We start from the raw sequence: 17,993 nt of genomic DNA, 5'->3' as shown, positions 1-17,993 counted from the left end.
ACGAAGTCGTAAAACCAAGACGCGGACAAACTGCGCTGCAGCTACCCATCGTGAGGTTCCCATGAGCGTGACACCCCAAACGGATTTCGCTGGCCACGCGATCCGTCTGATTCTCAATGGCCAAATACGACAGCTTGATGTGCAACCTTGGACTACGTTGCTTGACTTGCTGCGCGACCGCTTGGACCTGGTCGGCACCAAAAAGGGTTGTGACCATGGTCAATGTGGTGCGTGTACGGTGTTGCGCGATGGCAAACGCATTAATGCGTGCCTGACGCTGGCAATCATGTGCGATGGCGCCGAGCTGACCACCATCGAGGGGCTAGCCCAAGGCGATACATTGCATCCGATGCAGCGAGCCTTCATCAAACACGATGCGTTTCAGTGCGGTTATTGCACGCCTGGGCAAATCTGCTCCGCTGTAGGGCTGGCCAATGAAGGTCGCGCTCACAGCTCGGCCGAGATTCAGGAAATGATGAGCGGCAATCTGTGCCGGTGTGGTGCATACAGCAACATTCTTGCAGCTGTCGAAGAAGCCTTGCCGCAGTTGCGCCCGCAGCAGCCCATCGTCCCGCACAGAGGGGCTGACGAATGAATCCGTTTAACTACAGCAAGCCGCTCGACGTGGCTCAAGCGATCAATTTGGCAGGTCCGGCCACGCGATTTATTGCGGGCGGTACCAACCTGCTGGACTTGATGAAAGAAAACGTCTCACGCCCGGAGCATTTGATCGATATAACTGGGTTGCCCCTGCGGGAAGTCCATGACATCCCTGGCGGCGGCCTATTGATTGGCGCACTGGTAAGTAATGCCGATCTGGCGTGGCACCCGCAGATTGAGCAGCGCTATCCCTTGCTCTCTCAAGCGCTGCTCGCCGGGGCATCGCCGCAGTTACGCAACATGGCCACTACCGGTGGCAATTTGTTACAACGCACCCGCTGTTACTATTTTTATGACGCAACGGTGCCTTGCAACAAGCGCGAGCCGGGCAGCGGTTGCTCCGCAAGAAAGGGCTTAAACCGCATTCACGCGATCCTGGGCGCCAGCGACGAATGCGTTGCCACTCATCCGTCAGACATGTGTGTAGCACTAACGGCGCTGGAAGCGGTTGTGCATGTACAAGGCCGGGATGGCGAGCGCACCTTGGATTTTGCCGACTTCCACCGGCTGCCAGGCGACACGCCCGAGCGCGACAACCAGTTGGCCGGTGATGAATTGATTACTGCTGTCGAGCTTCCCGCTGAAAGCTTCGCTGCCCACAGTAGTTATTTGAAAATTCGAGACCGAGCCTCTTACGCCTTTGCGTTGGTGTCTGTTGCAGCGGCGCTGGAGATGGACGGCGACGTGATTCTCGATGCACGGGTGGCGTTAGGCGGTGTGGCGCATAAACCGTGGCGCGATCAAGAGGCCGAGGCGTTGGTGATTGGTGAAACCGCGACGGCAGAGCATTTCACTGCACTCGCCGACGCCCTGCTAAAGCATGCGCAGCCGCTGGAACATAACGGATTCAAAATTGAATTGGCACGCCGCGCAATCATTCGTGCCCTTGAAAATGCCGCTGCAGGAGGGCACGCCTGATGAACACTACTTCGTCCCCAATGGATCAAGCGCTGGACCGCGTCGATGGCGTATTGAAAGTCACGGGCCAAGCGCGTTATGCAGGTGAGTATTCAGAAGTCGGCCTGCTACACGGCAGCGTGGTATCAAGCACCATCGCAAAAGGTCGGGTGTTGAACATTGACGCCTCGGCAGCGCTGGAGGTCCCGGGCGTGGTGAAGGTGCTTGACCATCGCAATCGACCCAAGCTCGCCAGTTACGACAAAGACTATGACGATGCTGACGCCGCCGAGGGTGCTCCGTTTCGCCCGCTATATAACGACCGTGTCCTTTATAGCGGTCAGCCATTAGCGTTGGTGATCGCCGATACCTTGGAACTGGCGCGCTATGCGGGTTCTTTGATTCGCATCGAATACGCCCGCGAACCGCACGAAACTGATTTGTTGGCCGCGCAAGATGAGGCATACACCGCGCCCGCCGAAACGCCCAAACCACGCGGCAGTTTCAAGGCAGAGCTGGCCGGTGCAGCACTCAGCGTCGATGTTCACTACAGCACGCCGAACGAGTACCACAACCCAATGGAGCCCCACGCCTCGACGGTGCTTTACCAAGCTGATGGCAGCTTGCAGATTCACGACAAAACCCAAGGCCTGCAAAACTGCCAGAGCTACGTGCAAAAAGTCTTTGGGCTGGAAAAGGACAAGGTACGGATTTTGGCGGCGTTTGTCGGAGGCGCCTTTGGCTCGGGGTTGCGCCCGCAATATCAGCTGCCGTTGGCGGTGATGGCGGCGTTGGAGCTCAAGCGTTCCGTGCGAGTGACCCTGACTCGCCAGCAGATGTTTACGTTCGGCTATCGCCCGCGCACTTTGCAGCGCCTGCGTCTGGGCGCTGCTGCCAATGGCCGGTTGGTAGCGGTGGGACACGATGCAATCGGCCAGACCTCGCGGTTCGAAGATTTCACCGAGCACGTTGTGGAATGGAGCGGCATGCTCTACGCCTGCGACAACGTTGAGTTGACCTACAAGCTGGCACCACTGGACGTCTACACCCCGCTGGATATGCGTGCCCCTGGTGCTGCGTTAGGCGTCAACGGCCTTGAATGCGCCATGGACGAGCTGGCATGCGCCCTGGCTATCGACCCGGTGCAGTTGCGCCTGGTCAACTTCGCCGAGCGCAACGGCAACGAAGACAAACCCTATTCCAGTAAAGAACTGCGAGCCTGTTATGCCCAGGGCGCGGAGCGCTTCGGTTGGGACCAGCGCAATCCTGAACCCCGCAGCATGCGCAATGGTCGGCAACTGATCGGTTGGGGAATGGCCGGCGGCGTCTGGGAGTCACTGCAAATGAAGGCCAGTGCCAAGGCGCAGATTGACGCTGACGGCAGATTGACCGTTAGCAGCGCAACCACTGACATCGGTACTGGCACCTACACCGTCATGACTCAAATCGCGGCGGCCAGCGCCGGGGTGGCGCTGGAAAACGTTACGTTTGTACTAGGTGATTCATCGCTGCCCACGGCGCCTCTGCAAGGTGGCTCATTCACCGTCTCATCAGTAGGCACGGCGGTGCAGCAAGCGTGTGAGTCACTTCGAGAAAAACTGTTGGAAGCGGCTCGCAGGGTAAACCCGGCGTTAGATTCGGTTGCTGCTGATCAGGTGACGGTAGCCGAAGGCTATCTTCACTGGGGTGAGCATCGGCTTTCATTGGCGCAAGTCGTGTGCAGCCTTCCTGGACAACAGCTGGAGGTTCAGGTCGACGCCAAACCTGACGAAAACAAGCGCGAACCCTATGCCACTGCGACGCATTCGGCAGTGTTCGTCGAGGTGCAGGTAGATGAAGATTTGGGCACGGTGCATGTCAGTCGAGTGGTCAGTGCCATTGCGGCTGGGCGGGTAATCAATCTGAAGCTGGCGCGTAGTCAGATTCTCGGCGGTGTAGTCTGGGGCATCGGCATGGCATTGCACGAGGAAGCGCAGACCGACCACACCCTGGGGCGAACCATGAACCACAGCCTGGCTGAATATCACATTCCAGTGAACGCGGATATTGGTCAGATCGAGGTGATATTCGTTGAGGAAAATGACGACATTGTAAATGCGCTAGGTTCCAAAGGGGTCGGTGAAATCGGGATCTGTGGCGTAGCCGCCGCAGTTGCGAACGCCATCTACCATGCCACGGGCAAGCGGATTCGCGACTTCCCGATTACCTTGGATAAGCTTATGTAGGCACCCTTTGCAGGAGAGAAGTTGTTCGCGAGGCGGCATGTTCAGGCCGCCGCCTCGACCCCTTCACTAACCAGTGGGTTTTTGCAGCGCTTGTGTGTTGCTTAATGTCGCTAGGGTGCAAATGCAGGTCGCATAGAGGCGTTTTGTTCCCCGGGCTGCTGGGTAATTTGGTCCATCACGGCGACGTTCGATCGCCGCGCTGCACATAAAAAAATCAGCCAGCCCGAGGGAGCATGCATGAAAAAATTTATCCGTCATATCAGTTGTGGTGTGTTGATATTGAGCAGTACGGCGTTGATGGCGGCCGAGCCTGCGGCTTGCCAAAATGTGCGCATGGGCGTGGTCAACTGGACGGATGTAATTGCCACGAGTGCGGTGGCTGAAGTGTTGCTCCAGAACATGGGGTATCAGGTCAAACAGACCAGTGCGGCGCAGCAAATTGTATTTGGTGGGATGCGGGACGGGCGACTGGACGTGTTCCTTGGCTACTGGAAACCGGCCATGGATAAAAATATCGCACCGTTTATCGCGGCCAATCAGGTGAAGGTGCTTGAAAAACCTAGCATGAGTGATGCACAAGCGACCCTTGCTGTGCCTGACTACGTAGCTGCTGGCGGCCTCAAAACCTTCGCCGATATCGCAAAATTCAAAGACAAGCTCGGGGGTAAGATTTACGGCATCGAGCCGGGCACCGGGGCCAACTCAACCATCAAAGCCATGATCGATAGCAACCAGTTCGGCCTCGGAGGTTTCCAGCTGGTCGAGTCGGGTGAAGCCGGAATGCTTGCTGCCGTATCGCGGGCGATCAAGCGCAATGAATGGGTCGTGTTCGTCGGCTGGACCCCGCATCCCATGAACATCAACATGAAAATTGCTTACTTGAGTGGCAGTGAAGATGTGTTCGGTCCGAACGAAGGTGCCGCTACCGTATCGGTCGTTACGGCACCGGATTACGCTCAGCGGTGCCCTAACGTCAGCCGCTTGCTGAGTAATCTTACGTTCAACGCTGCACAGGAAAGCCAGTTAATGGTGCCGATCATGGACCGCAAGGCGCCAAACGACGTGGCCAAGCAATGGTTGCGTGATCATCCGGAAGACGTGCAACGCTGGCTGGCCGGTGTCACTACTTTCGATGGCAAGGACGCAGCCAAAAACCTGCAACTTAGCCTCAGCCAATAACGCCAACGCCCTCGCAGTTGCCCGGCCCCGCCCTGTTGTTGGGCGGGGCTGGAGTCCGCATGATCTCTTCTTATGTTTTGTCTGCCGCGATGGCCGAATTTGTCGCGCAGACCCTCAGTTTTACCGCCACAACCCCCGACATCGACGGCATGCGTGAAGCCTATTCGCGCATGTGCCGTGCCTTTACTCCTGAACGACCAGCGGGTCTGAATGTTACTGATTTTTGCCTCGCCGAAGTGCCCGTGCGTTGTTATCAACCTGGGGGGGCAGCGCCTGCAAATGGCTGGGCATGCGTGGTGTATCTGCACGGGGGCGGCTGGGTAGTGGGCGACCTTCAATCCCACGATTTTTTGACCAGCGCATTGGCGTCAGATTTGGGCGCAGTAGTTATCGCGGTGGATTACCGTTTGGCTCCGGAGTTTCCATTCCCGGCGGCGTTCGATGATTGTTTGGCAGTCTGGCGAGCCATTCAGCAACAGGCCAGCAGCTTGGGCGTAGACGTTCAGAGGCTGGCTATTGCCGGGGACAGCGCAGGCGGTAACCTGGCAGCGGCGCTCTGTTTAGCGTTGCGTGATAGCGGTGAACCTCAGCCCAAAGGACAAGCATTGCTGTATCCGGGGTTGGGCGGGGCGTCGGACCTACCGTCACGCACCGAGTGTGCGGATGCGCCGCTGCTGAGCAATAACGATCTGGAATGTTATCGAGCGCTGTACTTGACCCATCGTCATCAGGAAAAACTGCCCTACGCGATGCCGTTGATGGCCAGCGATTTCAGCGGATTGGCCCCGGCATTCATAGCTTCGGCTCAATACGATCCGTTGCGGGACGATGGCGTTTGCTATCACCAAGCACTCAAGGATGCGCAGGTGTCGAGTGAGTTTTATCTGGGCACAGGCTTGGTCCATGGCTGCTTACGCGCCAAAGGCAAAGCTGCAGAGGTAGACACGTTATATGAAGAGCTTTTGGTCGCCCTAAGAAAGTTTTTGGCCTAAGACATTCCCAAAAGCACTCCCCGAAACTCAAAAAAACCTAAACGGCCTCTTTCTCCTGCTCCACCACGATGTCCCGCATCCGATCACGCTTGGCCAATGTCGGGAACAATTTGATCCACGTCCCGGTGACCACTAGCGTACCGAGTCCGCCCAATACAACGGCGGGCACAGTGCCGAACCAGTGTGCGGTGAGGCCTGATTCAAATTCGCCCAACTGGTTGGATGCGCCAATGAACAAGCCATTCACTGCGCTGACCCGGCCGCGCATTTCGTCGGGGGTTTCCAGCTGAACGAACGAGGCGCGAATCACCATGCTGATCATGTCCGCCGCGCCGAGTACTGCCAGCACCGCCAAGGAAAACCAGAACGACGTCGACAAGCCGAAGGCGATGGTAGCCACGCCGAACACGCCCACCGCAGTGAACATCACTCGACCCACGTTGCGGTCTACCGAGAATCGCGCCAGCCAGAATGACATCAGCAAAGCACCCACTGCTGGCGCCGAACGCAGCAGGCCGAGGCCCCACGGCCCGGTCAGCAGAATGTCTTTGGCAAATACCGGCAGTAGCGCAGTAGCACCACCCAGCAGCACCGCGAACAAATCCAGAGAAATCGCACCGAGAATGTCCGGACGGCTGCGGATAAAACGAATGCCTGCCAGCAATGAATCCAGCGTTGCTTTGCCGGTATTCAACGGCGTTTGACGCGCAGGCAGGTTAAACATCAGTACGCAGGCAATGATGTACAGCCCCACGGTCGGTCCGTAGACCCAAGAACTGCCGAAGGCGTACAAAAAACCGCCGAGGGCGGGCGCAACGATGGTCGCCGATTGTTGAGCCGACTGCGCAGCGGCCACCGCTCGCGGGAACAGCGTATTGGGCACAATGGAGGGCAGCAGCGCTTGGGTCGTTGGCATTTCAAACGAACGGGCTGCGCCGAGCAAAAACGACAGAATGAAGATTATTGTCGGGGTGATGGTGCTGGTGCTGCTGCCGATGAACAGCGCCAGTGCGATCAACGCTTGAGCCGCCTGACACATCGATGCAACCTTGCGTCGGTCATAACGGTCTGCCACATGCCCGGTGTGCAGCATGAAAATAACCCGTGGAATGAACTGAACCAGGCCCACAAGCCCCAGATCCAGTACGTTGTCGGTCAATTGATAAATATTCCAGCCGATGGCGACGCTGAGCATCTGAAAGCCGCTGGCGGTGAAAATCCGTGCAAACCAAAACGCCAAAAACGGACGATGTTGACGCAATAACTTCGGTTCTTGGTTGGGCATTAGTAACGCGGCCTCGACGGTGAACGGCGAGACTAGCATGTGTTCTGTAACATTTGTTTGCGGCGGTTAAGGTTGTCGTACCTCTTGTAACAGAGTGAGACAACTCGCCACGCGACAATCAACCGCACAGTTCATGCCTCAAATAGGTCTACTCTTTGATCCATGGTTGATCTGGATCAAGGTGCCATGCGGTGCTATAGACCTGATCTACTGAAATCCCCGCGTTGCGAAATGATTACAGAACAATGCCAACACCCAGCACTCCTATCCTTGGGGGCAGCTGGTGATGACTTCGGTCTGTCGTCACAATCACCTGATTAGAGGAAGACCTATGTTCGGTTTGGAGGCAATTGATCTCGCCCGAATTCAGTTCGCATTCACCATTTCGTTTCACATCCTGTTTCCTGCCATCACCATCGGTCTGGCAAGTTATCTGGCGGTACTCGAAGGCCTGTGGCTGAAAACCAAAAACGATGTATACCGGGATCTGTACCACTTCTGGTCGAAGGTTTTTGCGGTCAACTTTGGTATGGGTGTGGTCTCCGGGCTTGTGATGGCCTATCAGTTCGGTACCAACTGGAGCCGGTTCTCCGACTTCGCCGGTGCCGTCACTGGTCCGCTGCTGACCTATGAGGTGTTGACTGCGTTCTTCTTGGAAGCCGGTTTCCTTGGGGTAATGTTATTCGGGTGGAACAAGGTCGGCCGTAAGTTACACTTTTTTTCCACCGTTATGGTCGCTGTCGGCACCCTGATTTCGACATTCTGGATTTTGGCTTCCAACAGCTGGATGCAAACACCCCAAGGTTTTGAAATAGTCGACGGCCGAGTTATTCCGGTGGATTGGCTGGCCGTAATTTTCAACCCCTCCTTTCCTTACCGCCTAGCGCACATGGCTACTGCAGCATTTGTCGCCACCGCTTTTTTTGTCGGTTCCTCAGCCGCTTGGCACTTGCTGCGTGGTCGTGATACGCCGCAAATCCGCACAATGCTCTCAATGGCCATGTGGATGGCGCTATTGGTTGCGCCGATACAGGCGGTAATCGGAGACTTCCACGGCCTTAATACATTGAAGTATCAACCCGCCAAAATTGCCGCAATCGAAGGTCACTGGGAAAACGACGGCGACAAACCGACCCCGTTGATCCTGTTCGGTCTGCCGGACATGAAAGCCGAGAAAACCAAATACGCTGTAGAAATTCCCTATTTGGGCAGCTTGATTCTGACCCACACGTTGACCGAGCAAGTGCCCGCTTTGAAGAGTTTCAAACCTGAAGATCGGCCTAATTCGACTATTGTTTTCTGGTCGTTCAGGGTCATGGTGGGTTTGGGTTTCCTGATGATTTTCACGGGTCTCTGGAGTCTCTGGCTGCGGATGCGGGGCAAGCTCTACCAGTCCCGGGCGTTCTTGTACATGGCATTGTGGATGGGGCCATCAGGGCTGATTGCAATGTTGGCCGGTTGGTTTACCACTGAAATCGGGCGTCAGCCTTGGGTCGTTTACGGCTTGCTGCGTACCGCAGATGCGTCTTCTGGGCATAGCTTCGGGCAGATGAGCCTGACGCTGGGTCTATTCGTGGTGGTCTATTTCACGCTATTCGGTGTGGGTTTGGGTTACATGATGCGTCTGGTGCGCAAAGGTCCGATCAACAACGAAGGCAAGGAACTGAAACACGGCGGTCCTGGCCAGAAACGCACGCCTTCGCGCCCACTCTCCGCTGCCCTTGAAGGCTCCGAAGACGGCGACGCACCCGACAGCCTGAGCAAGGGGAACTGAGTCATGGGTATTGATCTTCCGCTGATCTGGGCCGTAATCATTATCTTCGGCATCATGATGTACGTGGTTATGGACGGCTTCGACTTAGGGATCGGGATTCTTTTCCCTTTCATCAAGGACGATTCCGAGCGTGACGTCATGATGAACACCGTCGCGCCGGTTTGGGACGGTAATGAAACTTGGCTGGTATTGGGTGGCGCGGCGCTCTTCGGCGCTTTCCCGCTGGCCTATGCAGTCGTATTGTCGGCTCTTTATTTGCCGCTGATTTTGATGCTGATCGGTTTAATTTTTCGCGGCGTCGCCTTCGAGTTTCGTTTTAAGGCCAAGGCTGAAAAACGTCATCTGTGGGACATGGCGTTTATCGGCGGGTCGCTGACGGCCACGTTCTTCCAAGGGGTTGCGCTGGGGGCCTTTATTGACGGCATCCCGGTGGTCAATCGGCAGTTCTCCGGTGGCTCATTGGATTGGTTCACGCCGTTTACGCTGTTTTGTGGCTTGGCGCTGATCGTTGCGTATGCGTTGCTTGGCTGCACGTGGTTGATCATGAAGACCGAAGGCAAGCTGCAAAAGCAGATGCATGATCTGGCGCGACCTTTGGCGTTGGTGGTGTTGGCCGTGACCGGGGTAGTCAGCATTTGGACGCCGCTGGCCCATGCCGATATTGCCCACCGTTGGTTTAGTCTGCCGAACCTTTTCTGGTTCTTGCCGGTGCCAGTCCTGGTGCTGGTCACGATGTTCGGCTTGTTTAAAGCGGTGGCCCGCAACGCGCATTACACGCCGTTCCTGCTAACGTTGGTGTTGATCTTTCTGGGTTACAGCGGGTTGGGGATTAGCCTGTGGCCGCATATCGTGCCGCCTTCGATCACTATCTGGGACGCCGCCGCGCCGCCGCAGAGCCAGGGCTTTATGTTGGTAGGCACGCTATTTATCATTCCTTTCATCCTGGGCTACACGTTCTGGAGCTACTACGTGTTTCGCGGCAAGGTTACTCACGAAGACGGTTATCACTAGGGGGAAGCGCTGATGGCCAGTAAAGAGTCTGTTCACGGGCTAGACCCGGCCCTGAAGAAGCCGATGTGGCAGCGGGTCGGGTGGTTGATTGTGATTTATATCGGCAGCGTCACGGCGCTGGGTATCGTCGCCTATGGCATGCGTTTGTTCATGAACGCGGCGGGGCTGACCAGCCATTAAGGTTGGGGACGACACATAGATAGGTTCCAGTGTGAGCGAATAAATTCGCTCACACTGGAAATTCAATTTGGCCTCATAGAACTATTCACTTGCGCGCTTTAAGCACCACGAACTTTGGCGTAGTCGCGACCTGTTCGACACCTCGAAACAACTTCGCCAATTTACTGTGATAGCCCAAGTGTCGATTGCCGACGATATACAGTGCGCCGCCAACCACTAGCGCGTCACGGGCTTGTTGGAACATGCGCCATGCCAGAAAGTCGCCGACGACTTGTTGTTGGTGGAACGGCGGGTTGCACAGCACCACGTCCAACGAACCCCCCTCTTGGCCGGCCAGCCCGTCAGCCGCTCGCACGATGACCTCTCGCTCACCCAAGGCTACCTGCCAGTTTTCATGCGCGGATTGCACGGCCATGAATGATTCATCAACCAATGTGTAATGCGCCTGCGGGTTGCTCAGTGCGTTGGCAATCGCCAGCACTCCGTTGCCGCAGCCTAAATCGGCAACGCGTGCGTAGCCAAGGTTGGTCGGCAGATGAGGCAGAAACGCGCGAGTGCCAATGTCCAGGCCTTCGCGGCAGAACACGTTGGCGTGGTTAAGCAGTTCGATGACCGGCTCATCAAGCGTGTAGCGGGTGGGGTAGGGCGACGGCTGTACGCCCTTGAGGGCGGGCGTGGCGAACAATAAACGCGCTTTTTTTACCGCCAGTGAGGCGTTTACCGGTCCGACGTATTGCTCAAGCAATTCACCCGCTGCATGGGGTAGATGCTTCACCATCCCCGCAGCCACCACCTGGGCACCCGGCGCCAAATGGCCTTGCAAGCGAATAAGCTGTTCTTCGAGCAAAGCCAAAGTCTTCGGCACTCGGATCAGCACCCAGTCGAACGATCCGGTAAATGATTCGTTCGCCGGGATTGTGGGCACGGCGTCAAAGGCATGACCATTGCGTATCAGGTTCTTTTCTAAACCTTGCAGTGCTAAGTATGAATCGCTGCTGCTGACCACCGCCGCATGAGTGGCCAAGCTGGTGGCTAGCGCGCCAAAACTGTCGTTGAGCACCAGTACGCGGCTGTCTGCTGTCAGCCCTTTTTCCGCGACATAGCTGAGCAGGTATTCATCAGCGGCATCGAATGCCTGCAAGGGCTCATTCGGCTGGTCAGGCTGGCGAATGAGGTCGAGCTGGGCAAAGCGGCTGTTAAGCAGGGGCATGAGAAGAAAAACTCTGGTTCGACGTTATTGCACGGGTCCTAGATGTAGAGGTACCCGCAGAAGTGGTCGATTTTACGGATTTTTCGCTCAATGGCCTCTGGTTTTCCGCTATGCCCTGAAATGCCTAGAGAATGCCGTACTTCAACGCTTGCGCAACGGCCGCGGTTTTGTTGGTGGTGCCCATTTTTTTTATCGCATTAGCGATATGAAAGCGCACTGTGCGCTCTTTCAAATTGAGAATGACGCCTATGTTCGCAGCTGTCTTACCGGCAGCAGACCATCTGAGCACATCAGTCTCCCTGGGCGATAGCATCGGGTGAATAAGGTTGGGGTTCGAGGTTAAATTACGCTGGTTCATGATGGCGTAGAGCAAGTTGCTCAGCCACACGATTTGTTCAGCTTTTCCCCACTGATTTACCGATGGAATAGCGTCGTGTCTGCGTATCGGGACATATTCGCGGACTGTTTCATCAACGGCGCAGATCAATCCTTTTACTTCGTCTGCATTCCAGGTTTCCATTTTTTGAGCATCCATACTCGTTGTAGGCATTTCTAAGTGTAGAAACAAAACGTTAAAAATAGAGATGCCAGTTAGAAGATTTGCCTATAGAGGTTGAGTCCTTTCCTTTTAAAAGCCACTACAAACCGGCGGTGTTTATCAGCCGGACTTTGCGGGACACTGAGGAAACTACTTCCAGCCACAGGAGCCAGAAGCGCACATGAATGCCAGCGCAGAAAAATTCACCCGTCAGACGCTGCTCAACGTCACACCGCTGACCCCGAGCCTGTTCACGTTGCGCACTACTCGCGATCCAGGCTTTCGATTTCGTGCAGGCCAATTTGCGCGCTTAGGGGTTACCAAGGCTGACGGCAGCGTGGTGTGGCGGGCCTATTCCATGGCGTCTTCGCCCCATGATGAGTTTCTGGAGTTCTTCTCTATCGTCGTTCCGGACGGGGAGTTCACCAGCGAGCTCAGCCATTTGCGCGAAGGCGATACGCTACTGATTGATCGCCAAGCGTTCGGATACCTGACCCTTGACCGGTTTGCCGATGGGCGTGATCTGTGGATGTTGTCCACCGGCACAGGTGTTGCTCCGTTTCTTTCTATTCTTCAAGACTTTGAAGTGTGGGAGAAATTCGAGCGCATCGTTTTGGTGTATAGCGTGCGCCAAGCGTGCGAATTGGCGTACCAACAACTGATCGCCGGGCTGAATCAGCGAGACTATCTCGCTGAATATGCCGGGAAATTGCTGTTTTTGCCGACAGTGACTCGCGAGCTGCATCCGGGGGCTTTAACCGGGCGCATCACGCGACTGATTGAAGAGGGTCAGCTGGAGCAAGCCGCTGGCGTGGCGCTGACCCCAGAGCACTCGCGCGTTATGTTGTGCGGTAACCCGCAGATGATCGAAGACACGCGTACCCTGCTTAAACAGCGTGACATGCAGCTCAGCCTGAGCCGACGACCGGGGCAAGTGGCCGTCGAGACCTATTGGTAAACCGCAAGGTGCGGTGAAAGCAGGCGCCCTTTAGAAAAGCGCGCTTGCCGTTTGGTGTCAGTCAACCCAGACGCGCCGGGTCGACAAGAACGCTTTCCAGGGGCCGCCCGTTTTGTACCTTCAGCAAGTCGCGAATTTCACCCAGCAGCACTTCTTCAGTACTCGGAGCAGCTGGCAGCGTCGGAGTGACAGCCTCTTCGCGCTTAAGGCGGTTGATAGCTTTGACTCCCATAAAGATCGCGAACGCTACAATCAAGAAGTCGATAACCGACTGGATGAACTTTCCGTACGCCAGAACCACAGCCGGGAGTGTTCCCTCGGCAGGACGCAACGTTACCGCCAAATCACTGAAATCCACCCCGCCAATCAGCAGCCCAAGGGGTGGCATGACAACATCGCCGACGAACGACGAAACGATTTTGCCGAAGGCTGCGCCAATAATGATCCCGACGGCCATGTCGACCACATTGCCTTTAACGGCGAAGGCCTTGAATTCGCTAAGTACGCTCATGAGCTTGTTCCTTTTACAGATGAGTGATTTGAAAGTGTAAGTCAGCTCTGCGTATCGTGCTTTGCGACGTAGCAATCGACAGGGGTTTTACCGGTAAGTTTTATCCGCGCGGTATCGTTGTCTGGGCTGGCCGGTGATCCGCAGATTCGCAAACCTGCGTTATGATTGTTCCCTTTTTATGACTGGGGTGTTTATGGCCAAGGCTAAGCGCATGTTCGGCTGCACTGAGTGCGGTGCGACTTTTCCGAAATGGGCTGGCCAGTGCGGCGAATGCGGTGCCTGGAACACCTTGGTCGAGACAATGCTTGAAAACGGTGCTGCCACGCCACCTAGCGGCCGCACCGGCTGGACGGGGCAAAAAGCACAGATCAGAACCTTGGCTGAAGTCAGCGTCGAGGAAATGCCGCGATTCACGACTAACTCCGCTGAACTGGACCGCGTGCTCGGGGGTGGTTTGGTGGACGGTTCAGTAGTACTGATCGGAGGCGATCCGGGCATTGGCAAATCCACTATTCTGTTGCAAACCCTTTGCGCCTTGGCCGAGCAGATGCCTGCGCTGTACGTGACGGGTGAAGAGTCGCAGCAACAAGTTGCTATGCGCGCCCGTCGATTGGGGCTGGCGCAAGACAAGCTTCGCGTCATGACCGAAACCTGTATCGAAACCATCATTGCCACGGCGCGCATCGAACAGCCTAAGGTCATGGTCATCGACTCGATCCAGACCATTTACACCGAACAACTCCAATCTGCGCCCGGCGGTGTGTCGCAAGTGCGTGAAAGCGCGGCCTTGCTGGTGCGCTACGCCAAACAAAGCGGCACGGCGATTTTTCTGGTCGGGCACGTGACCAAGGAAGGCGCACTGGCGGGGCCACGGGTTCTTGAGCACATGGTCGACACGGTGTTGTATTTCGAGGGCGAGTCGGACGGCCGTCTACGCCTACTGCGGGCGGTGAAGAACCGTTTTGGCGCAGTCAACGAATTGGGCGTGTTCGGCATGACCGATAAGGGCCTCAAAGAAGTCTCCAACCCCTCGGCAATCTTCCTTACCCGAGCGCAAGAAGAAGTGCCCGGCAGTGTGGTGATGGCGACGTGGGAAGGCACCCGGCCGATGTTGGTGGAAGTTCAAGCGTTGGTGGATGATAGCCATTTGGCCAATCCTCGTCGGGTCACCCTTGGCCTGGATCAAAATCGTTTGGCCATGTTGCTTGCGGTCCTGCATCGTCATGGCGGTATTCCTACCCATGATCAGGATGTATTTCTGAACGTGGTGGGCGGCGTGAAAGTGTTGGAGACGGCTTCGGATTTGGCGCTGATGGCGGCCGTGATCTCCAGTCTGCGCAACCGACCGCTGCCCCACGATTTGCTGGTGTTCGGTGAAATCGGCTTGTCTGGCGAAGTGCGACCGGTGCCGAGCGGTCAGGAACGCCTGAAAGAGGCGGCCAAACATGGCTTTAAACGGGCCATTGTACCCAAAGGCAATGCCCCCAAAGAAGCACCGCCAGGGCTGCAAGTGATTGCGGTCACTCGACTTGAGCAGGCGCTGGATGCGTTGTTCGAGTGATTAAAACGCTTTAAGTGCTCGTCTTCGATGATGTCTTTTTCAGACCCTGCTGGTGCTTCTGAGGTGGATAGGCTACCTAAACGTCAACTAAGGCGGCCAACTCACGGTCTAGCTCCAGGGGGTCGCCAAGATTCAACTCGATCAGTCTGCGCAAATGGCTGATCGATTCCAGTCCAATATGCAGGCAAACAAATCCCAGCTGTTCGTTCGCTTCATGGCTTAGCTCTATGTCCATGTGAACATCCACGTCTTCGCCCAAGTGAATCGTGACGTTGAAAGGGCGCTGCGGGTCTCCGAGCCAAGGTGTCGGGCGCTGGATGAGTAAGCCTTTAAGGGACAGGTCGGCAAGTTGTACAGACCAGCGATTATGGCCTTGACTGAGTTCAGTTTTGGCATCGAAAGCGAAGCGTTTAAAGCGTCGACGGTCTTCGTGGGATTTGGTCATGATTTCATCCTCTAGTGGGCTGGACTATAGCGTCATAAGCTGCGCTGCACGTGTGGAACATTTTTTAGGCGGTTCGTTAAGGCGTTTAGTTCGCGTTTCGTCGGCGATTTACCGCTCAAGACGATTGTGGGGGATGGCCTTTCGCGCTGGTGGGGCTAAACTCCGAGGGCTCTTCTTCTAGTCCACTCAGCTGGAAAATAAAAAAAATGAAAACCAATAATAGCCTGCTGCGTCATGTGCCCTGGCTAATCCTAGCGGTCATCGGTGCATGTGCTCTGGGAGTTGTGGCCTTGCGCCGTGGCGAGCCCATAAGTGCGTTGTGGATTGTGGTCGCGTCTATCGCGATTTATCTGGTCGCTTACCGTTACTACAGCTTGTTCATCGCCACTAAGGTGATGCAACTGGACCCCAGTCGCGCCACTCCGGCAGTCCTCAATAACGATGGTCTGGACTATGTGCCGACCAACAAGCACATCCTGTTTGGTCACCACTTTGCTGCCATCGCAGGCGCTGGCCCCTTGGTCGGCCCAGTGCTGGCCGCGCAAATGGGTTATTTGCCCGGTACGCTTTGGCTAATTGCCGGTGTCGTACTGGCCGGTGCTGTGCAGGACTTCATGATTCTGTTTCTGTCCACCCGCCGCAACGGTCGATCTTTGGGCGAGATGGTGCGCGAAGAGATGGGCCCTATCCCAGGGTCCATCGCGCTGTTTGGTTGCTTTCTGATCATGATCATCATTCTCGCGGTGCTTGCGCTGATCGTGGTGAAAGCTTTGGCGGGCAGTCCTTGGGGCATGTTCACTGTACTGGCAACGATTCCGATTGCGATGTTTATGGGCATTTATATGCGCTACATCCGCCCAGGCCGAATTGGTGAGATCTCGGTGATCGGTGTGGTTCTGCTGCTGGCGTCAATCTGGATGGGTGGTCAAGTGGCTGCAGATCCAATCTGGGCCAAAGCGTTTAGCTTTACTGGTGTGCAGATCACTTGGATGCTGGTGGGTTATGGCTTCGTCGCCGCAGTATTGCCGGTCTGGCTATTGCTGGCGCCACGGGATTACCTGTCGACGTTCCTGAAAATCGGCACCATTCTCGCGTTGGCAGTGGGCATTCTGATTATTTCGCCCGAGCTGAAAATGCCGGCATTGACTCAGTTCACTGACGGCACCGGTCCGGTGTGGAAAGGTGCCTTGTTCCCGTTCCTGTTTATCACCATTGCTTGCGGTGCGGTGTCGGGTTTCCACGCGCTGATCGCGTCAGGGACTACGCCGAAGCTGCTCGATAGTGAAGCCAATTCCCGTTACATCGGTTACGGCGCCATGCTCATGGAGTCGTTCGTCGCCATCATGGCCATGGTCGCCGCTTCGGTCATCGACCCTGGTGTGTACTTCGCCATGAACAGCCCGGCAGCGATTGTCGGCGGTGACGTAGTAACTGTTGCGCACACCGTCAGCAGTTGGGGCTTTGCGATTACCCCGGACGCGTTGATAGCCGTGGCGAAAGACATCGGTGAAACCACCGTCCTGTCCCGAGCGGGCGGTGCGCCGACCCTGGCGGTGGGTATTGCACAGATCCTGCACCAAGTGCTGCCAGGCAAAGACACCATGGCGTTCTGGTACCACTTCGCGATTCTGTTTGAAGCGCTGTTCATTTTGACGGCAGTCGATGCTGGCACCCGAGCGGGTCGTTTCATGCTTCAGGATTTGCTCGGCACCTTTGTTCCGGCGCTTAAACGCACCGATTCCTGGCCAGCCAACCTGATCGCCACCGGCGGTTGCGTCGCGATGTGGGGCTATCTGTTGTACCAAGGCGTGATTGATCCATTGGGCGGGATCAATACCCTGTGGCCGTTGTTTGGTATCTCGAACCAGATGCTGGCCGGCATCGCGCTGATGCTCGCCACCGTGGTCCTGATCAAAATGAAACGCCAGCGCTACATTTGGGTGCCACTGCTGCCAGCGGTTTGGTTGCTAATCTGCACCACAACCGCAGGCTACATAAAGCTGTTCGACCCAAGCCCAGCCCTGGGTTTCCTCGCGTTGGCGAGCAAATACAAAACGGCATTGGACGCAGGTCAGGTACTGGCTCCGGCTACAAGCATCGACCAGATGCAGCACGTGATCTTCAACGCATATACCAATGCCACGTTGACCGCGCTGTTTCTGTTCGTGGTGTTCGCCATCCTGTTCTACGCGATCAAGGTCGGCGTAGCGGCATGGGGCAGTAAAGAACGCACCGATAAAGAAGCGCCTTTCCAGGCCATGCCATTGAACACCGGCAAAGCGGGATTTATTGGAGGTGCAACCCATGTTTAATGACTTGAGCCGACTGGGAAAATACCTCGGTCAGGCCGCACGCCTGATGGTAGGCATGCCCGACTACGACAACTACGTCGCGCACATGCAACTGACGCACCCAGACAAACCGATGATGACCTACGAGGCGTTCTTTCGGGAGCGTCAGGAAGCCCGTTACGGCGGGAAGGGCGGACCCAAGTGCTGTTGAGGCCTTGATTCGCAGTAGGGTTTGATTTAGCGCGCCACGCCAGTCGTGGCGCGTTTTTATGTGTA

General features: G+C 56.1%; 17 protein-coding genes. 12 read left to right on the top strand and 5 right to left on the bottom strand.

All coding sequences use genetic code 11. The features are described 5' to 3' along the window. The first annotated feature begins 61 nt into the window (after positions 1-61). The 5 genes from QN378_RS09240 (at position 62) to QN378_RS09220 (ending at position 5,953) form a co-directional block, all read left to right on the top strand. Complete coding sequence (locus QN378_RS09240; RefSeq protein WP_322205471.1) at positions 62-595, top strand: (2Fe-2S)-binding protein; 534 nt, start codon at positions 62-64, stop codon at positions 593-595. Beyond that, positions 592-1,578, top strand: a complete 987-nt coding sequence (locus QN378_RS09235) for a xanthine dehydrogenase family protein subunit M (RefSeq protein ID WP_322205470.1) — start codon at positions 592-594, stop codon at positions 1,576-1,578. Before QN378_RS09240 ends, QN378_RS09235 begins: the two co-directional genes overlap by 4 nt. After that, positions 1,578-3,782 carry a xanthine dehydrogenase family protein molybdopterin-binding subunit gene (locus QN378_RS09230; protein WP_322205469.1) on the top strand — a complete coding sequence of 735 codons (2,205 nt, stop codon included), beginning with the start codon at positions 1,578-1,580 and terminating at the stop codon, positions 3,780-3,782. Before QN378_RS09235 ends, QN378_RS09230 begins: the two co-directional genes overlap by 1 nt. 237 nt (positions 3,783-4,019) lie before the next feature. After that, on the top strand, positions 4,020-4,961 hold the full coding sequence (locus tag QN378_RS09225) for a choline ABC transporter substrate-binding protein (protein ID WP_322205468.1): 942 nt from the start codon (positions 4,020-4,022) through the stop codon (positions 4,959-4,961). A 62-nt stretch (positions 4,962-5,023) separates the two neighbouring features. Next, complete coding sequence (locus tag QN378_RS09220) at positions 5,024-5,953, top strand: alpha/beta hydrolase (protein WP_323546728.1); 930 nt, start codon at positions 5,024-5,026, stop codon at positions 5,951-5,953. A gap of 37 nt (positions 5,954-5,990) precedes the next feature. Here the strand turns inward: QN378_RS09220 and QN378_RS09215 are convergent, their stop codons facing one another. Then, positions 5,991-7,238: an MFS transporter gene (locus tag QN378_RS09215; RefSeq protein ID WP_323546730.1), complete on the bottom strand. Its 1,248-nt coding sequence runs from the start codon at positions 7,236-7,238 to the stop codon at positions 5,991-5,993. Between the two features lie 331 nt (positions 7,239-7,569). Between QN378_RS09215 and QN378_RS09210 the strand changes: the two genes are divergently transcribed. From QN378_RS09210 to QN378_RS09200, 3 genes are read left to right on the top strand one after another with little or no spacing between them, the layout of a single operon-like run. Beyond that, on the top strand, positions 7,570-9,012 hold the full coding sequence (locus tag QN378_RS09210; RefSeq protein ID WP_322205466.1) for a cytochrome ubiquinol oxidase subunit I: 1,443 nt from the start codon (positions 7,570-7,572) through the stop codon (positions 9,010-9,012). A 3-nt stretch (positions 9,013-9,015) separates the two neighbouring features. Then, positions 9,016-10,023, top strand: coding sequence for a cytochrome d ubiquinol oxidase subunit II (gene cydB, locus QN378_RS09205; RefSeq protein WP_322205465.1), 1,008 nt, complete (start codon positions 9,016-9,018; stop codon positions 10,021-10,023). Positions 10,024-10,035: 12 nt separating this feature from the next. After that, positions 10,036-10,203 (top strand): DUF2474 domain-containing protein, encoded by a 168-nt coding sequence (locus QN378_RS09200; RefSeq protein ID WP_323546655.1) that lies wholly within the window; start codon positions 10,036-10,038, stop codon positions 10,201-10,203. Between the two features lie 85 nt (positions 10,204-10,288). Here QN378_RS09200 and QN378_RS09195 read toward each other — a convergent pair whose 3' ends face one another. Together QN378_RS09195 and QN378_RS09190 are read right to left on the bottom strand one after the other, a co-directional pair. Then, positions 10,289-11,413: a methyltransferase gene (locus QN378_RS09195; RefSeq protein ID WP_322205463.1), complete on the bottom strand. Its 1,125-nt coding sequence runs from the start codon at positions 11,411-11,413 to the stop codon at positions 10,289-10,291. 124 nt (positions 11,414-11,537) lie between these two features. Then, positions 11,538-11,933: a helix-turn-helix transcriptional regulator gene (locus QN378_RS09190; RefSeq protein ID WP_323546657.1), complete on the bottom strand. Its 396-nt coding sequence runs from the start codon at positions 11,931-11,933 to the stop codon at positions 11,538-11,540. Between the two features lie 199 nt (positions 11,934-12,132). Here QN378_RS09190 and QN378_RS09185 point away from each other — a divergent pair, with 199 nt between their 5' ends. Continuing rightward, on the top strand, positions 12,133-12,909 hold the full coding sequence (locus tag QN378_RS09185) for a ferredoxin--NADP reductase (RefSeq protein WP_322205461.1): 777 nt from the start codon (positions 12,133-12,135) through the stop codon (positions 12,907-12,909). A gap of 61 nt (positions 12,910-12,970) precedes the next feature. Here the strand turns inward: QN378_RS09185 and mscL are convergent, their stop codons facing one another. Next, the gene (mscL, locus tag QN378_RS09180; RefSeq protein ID WP_323546659.1) at positions 12,971-13,420 is read right to left on the bottom strand and encodes a large-conductance mechanosensitive channel protein MscL; all 450 of its coding nucleotides are present in this window, start codon (positions 13,418-13,420) and stop codon (positions 12,971-12,973) included. Positions 13,421-13,613: 193 nt separating this feature from the next. Between mscL and radA the strand changes: the two genes are divergently transcribed. Then, positions 13,614-14,981, top strand: coding sequence for a DNA repair protein RadA (gene radA, locus QN378_RS09175; protein WP_322205459.1), 1,368 nt, complete (start codon positions 13,614-13,616; stop codon positions 14,979-14,981). 76 nt (positions 14,982-15,057) lie between these two features. Here the strand turns inward: radA and QN378_RS09170 are convergent, their stop codons facing one another. Continuing rightward, positions 15,058-15,426: a PilZ domain-containing protein gene (locus tag QN378_RS09170; protein WP_322205458.1), complete on the bottom strand. Its 369-nt coding sequence runs from the start codon at positions 15,424-15,426 to the stop codon at positions 15,058-15,060. Positions 15,427-15,632: 206 nt separating this feature from the next. Here QN378_RS09170 and QN378_RS09165 point away from each other — a divergent pair, with 206 nt between their 5' ends. Further along, complete coding sequence (locus QN378_RS09165; RefSeq protein ID WP_322205457.1) at positions 15,633-17,738, top strand: carbon starvation CstA family protein; 2,106 nt, start codon at positions 15,633-15,635, stop codon at positions 17,736-17,738. Beyond that, positions 17,731-17,928, top strand: a complete 198-nt coding sequence (locus tag QN378_RS09160) for a YbdD/YjiX family protein (protein ID WP_322205456.1) — start codon at positions 17,731-17,733, stop codon at positions 17,926-17,928. The genes QN378_RS09165 and QN378_RS09160 overlap by 8 nt, the downstream gene beginning before the upstream one ends. Positions 17,929-17,993 lie beyond the last annotated feature (65 nt).

Source organism: Pseudomonas sp. 10S5 (assembly GCF_035019745.1).
GTDB lineage: Bacteria > Pseudomonadota > Gammaproteobacteria > Pseudomonadales > Pseudomonadaceae > Aquipseudomonas.
Note: the sequence above shows the minus strand (reverse complement) of the source record. Positions and strands in the feature narration are given on the sequence as shown.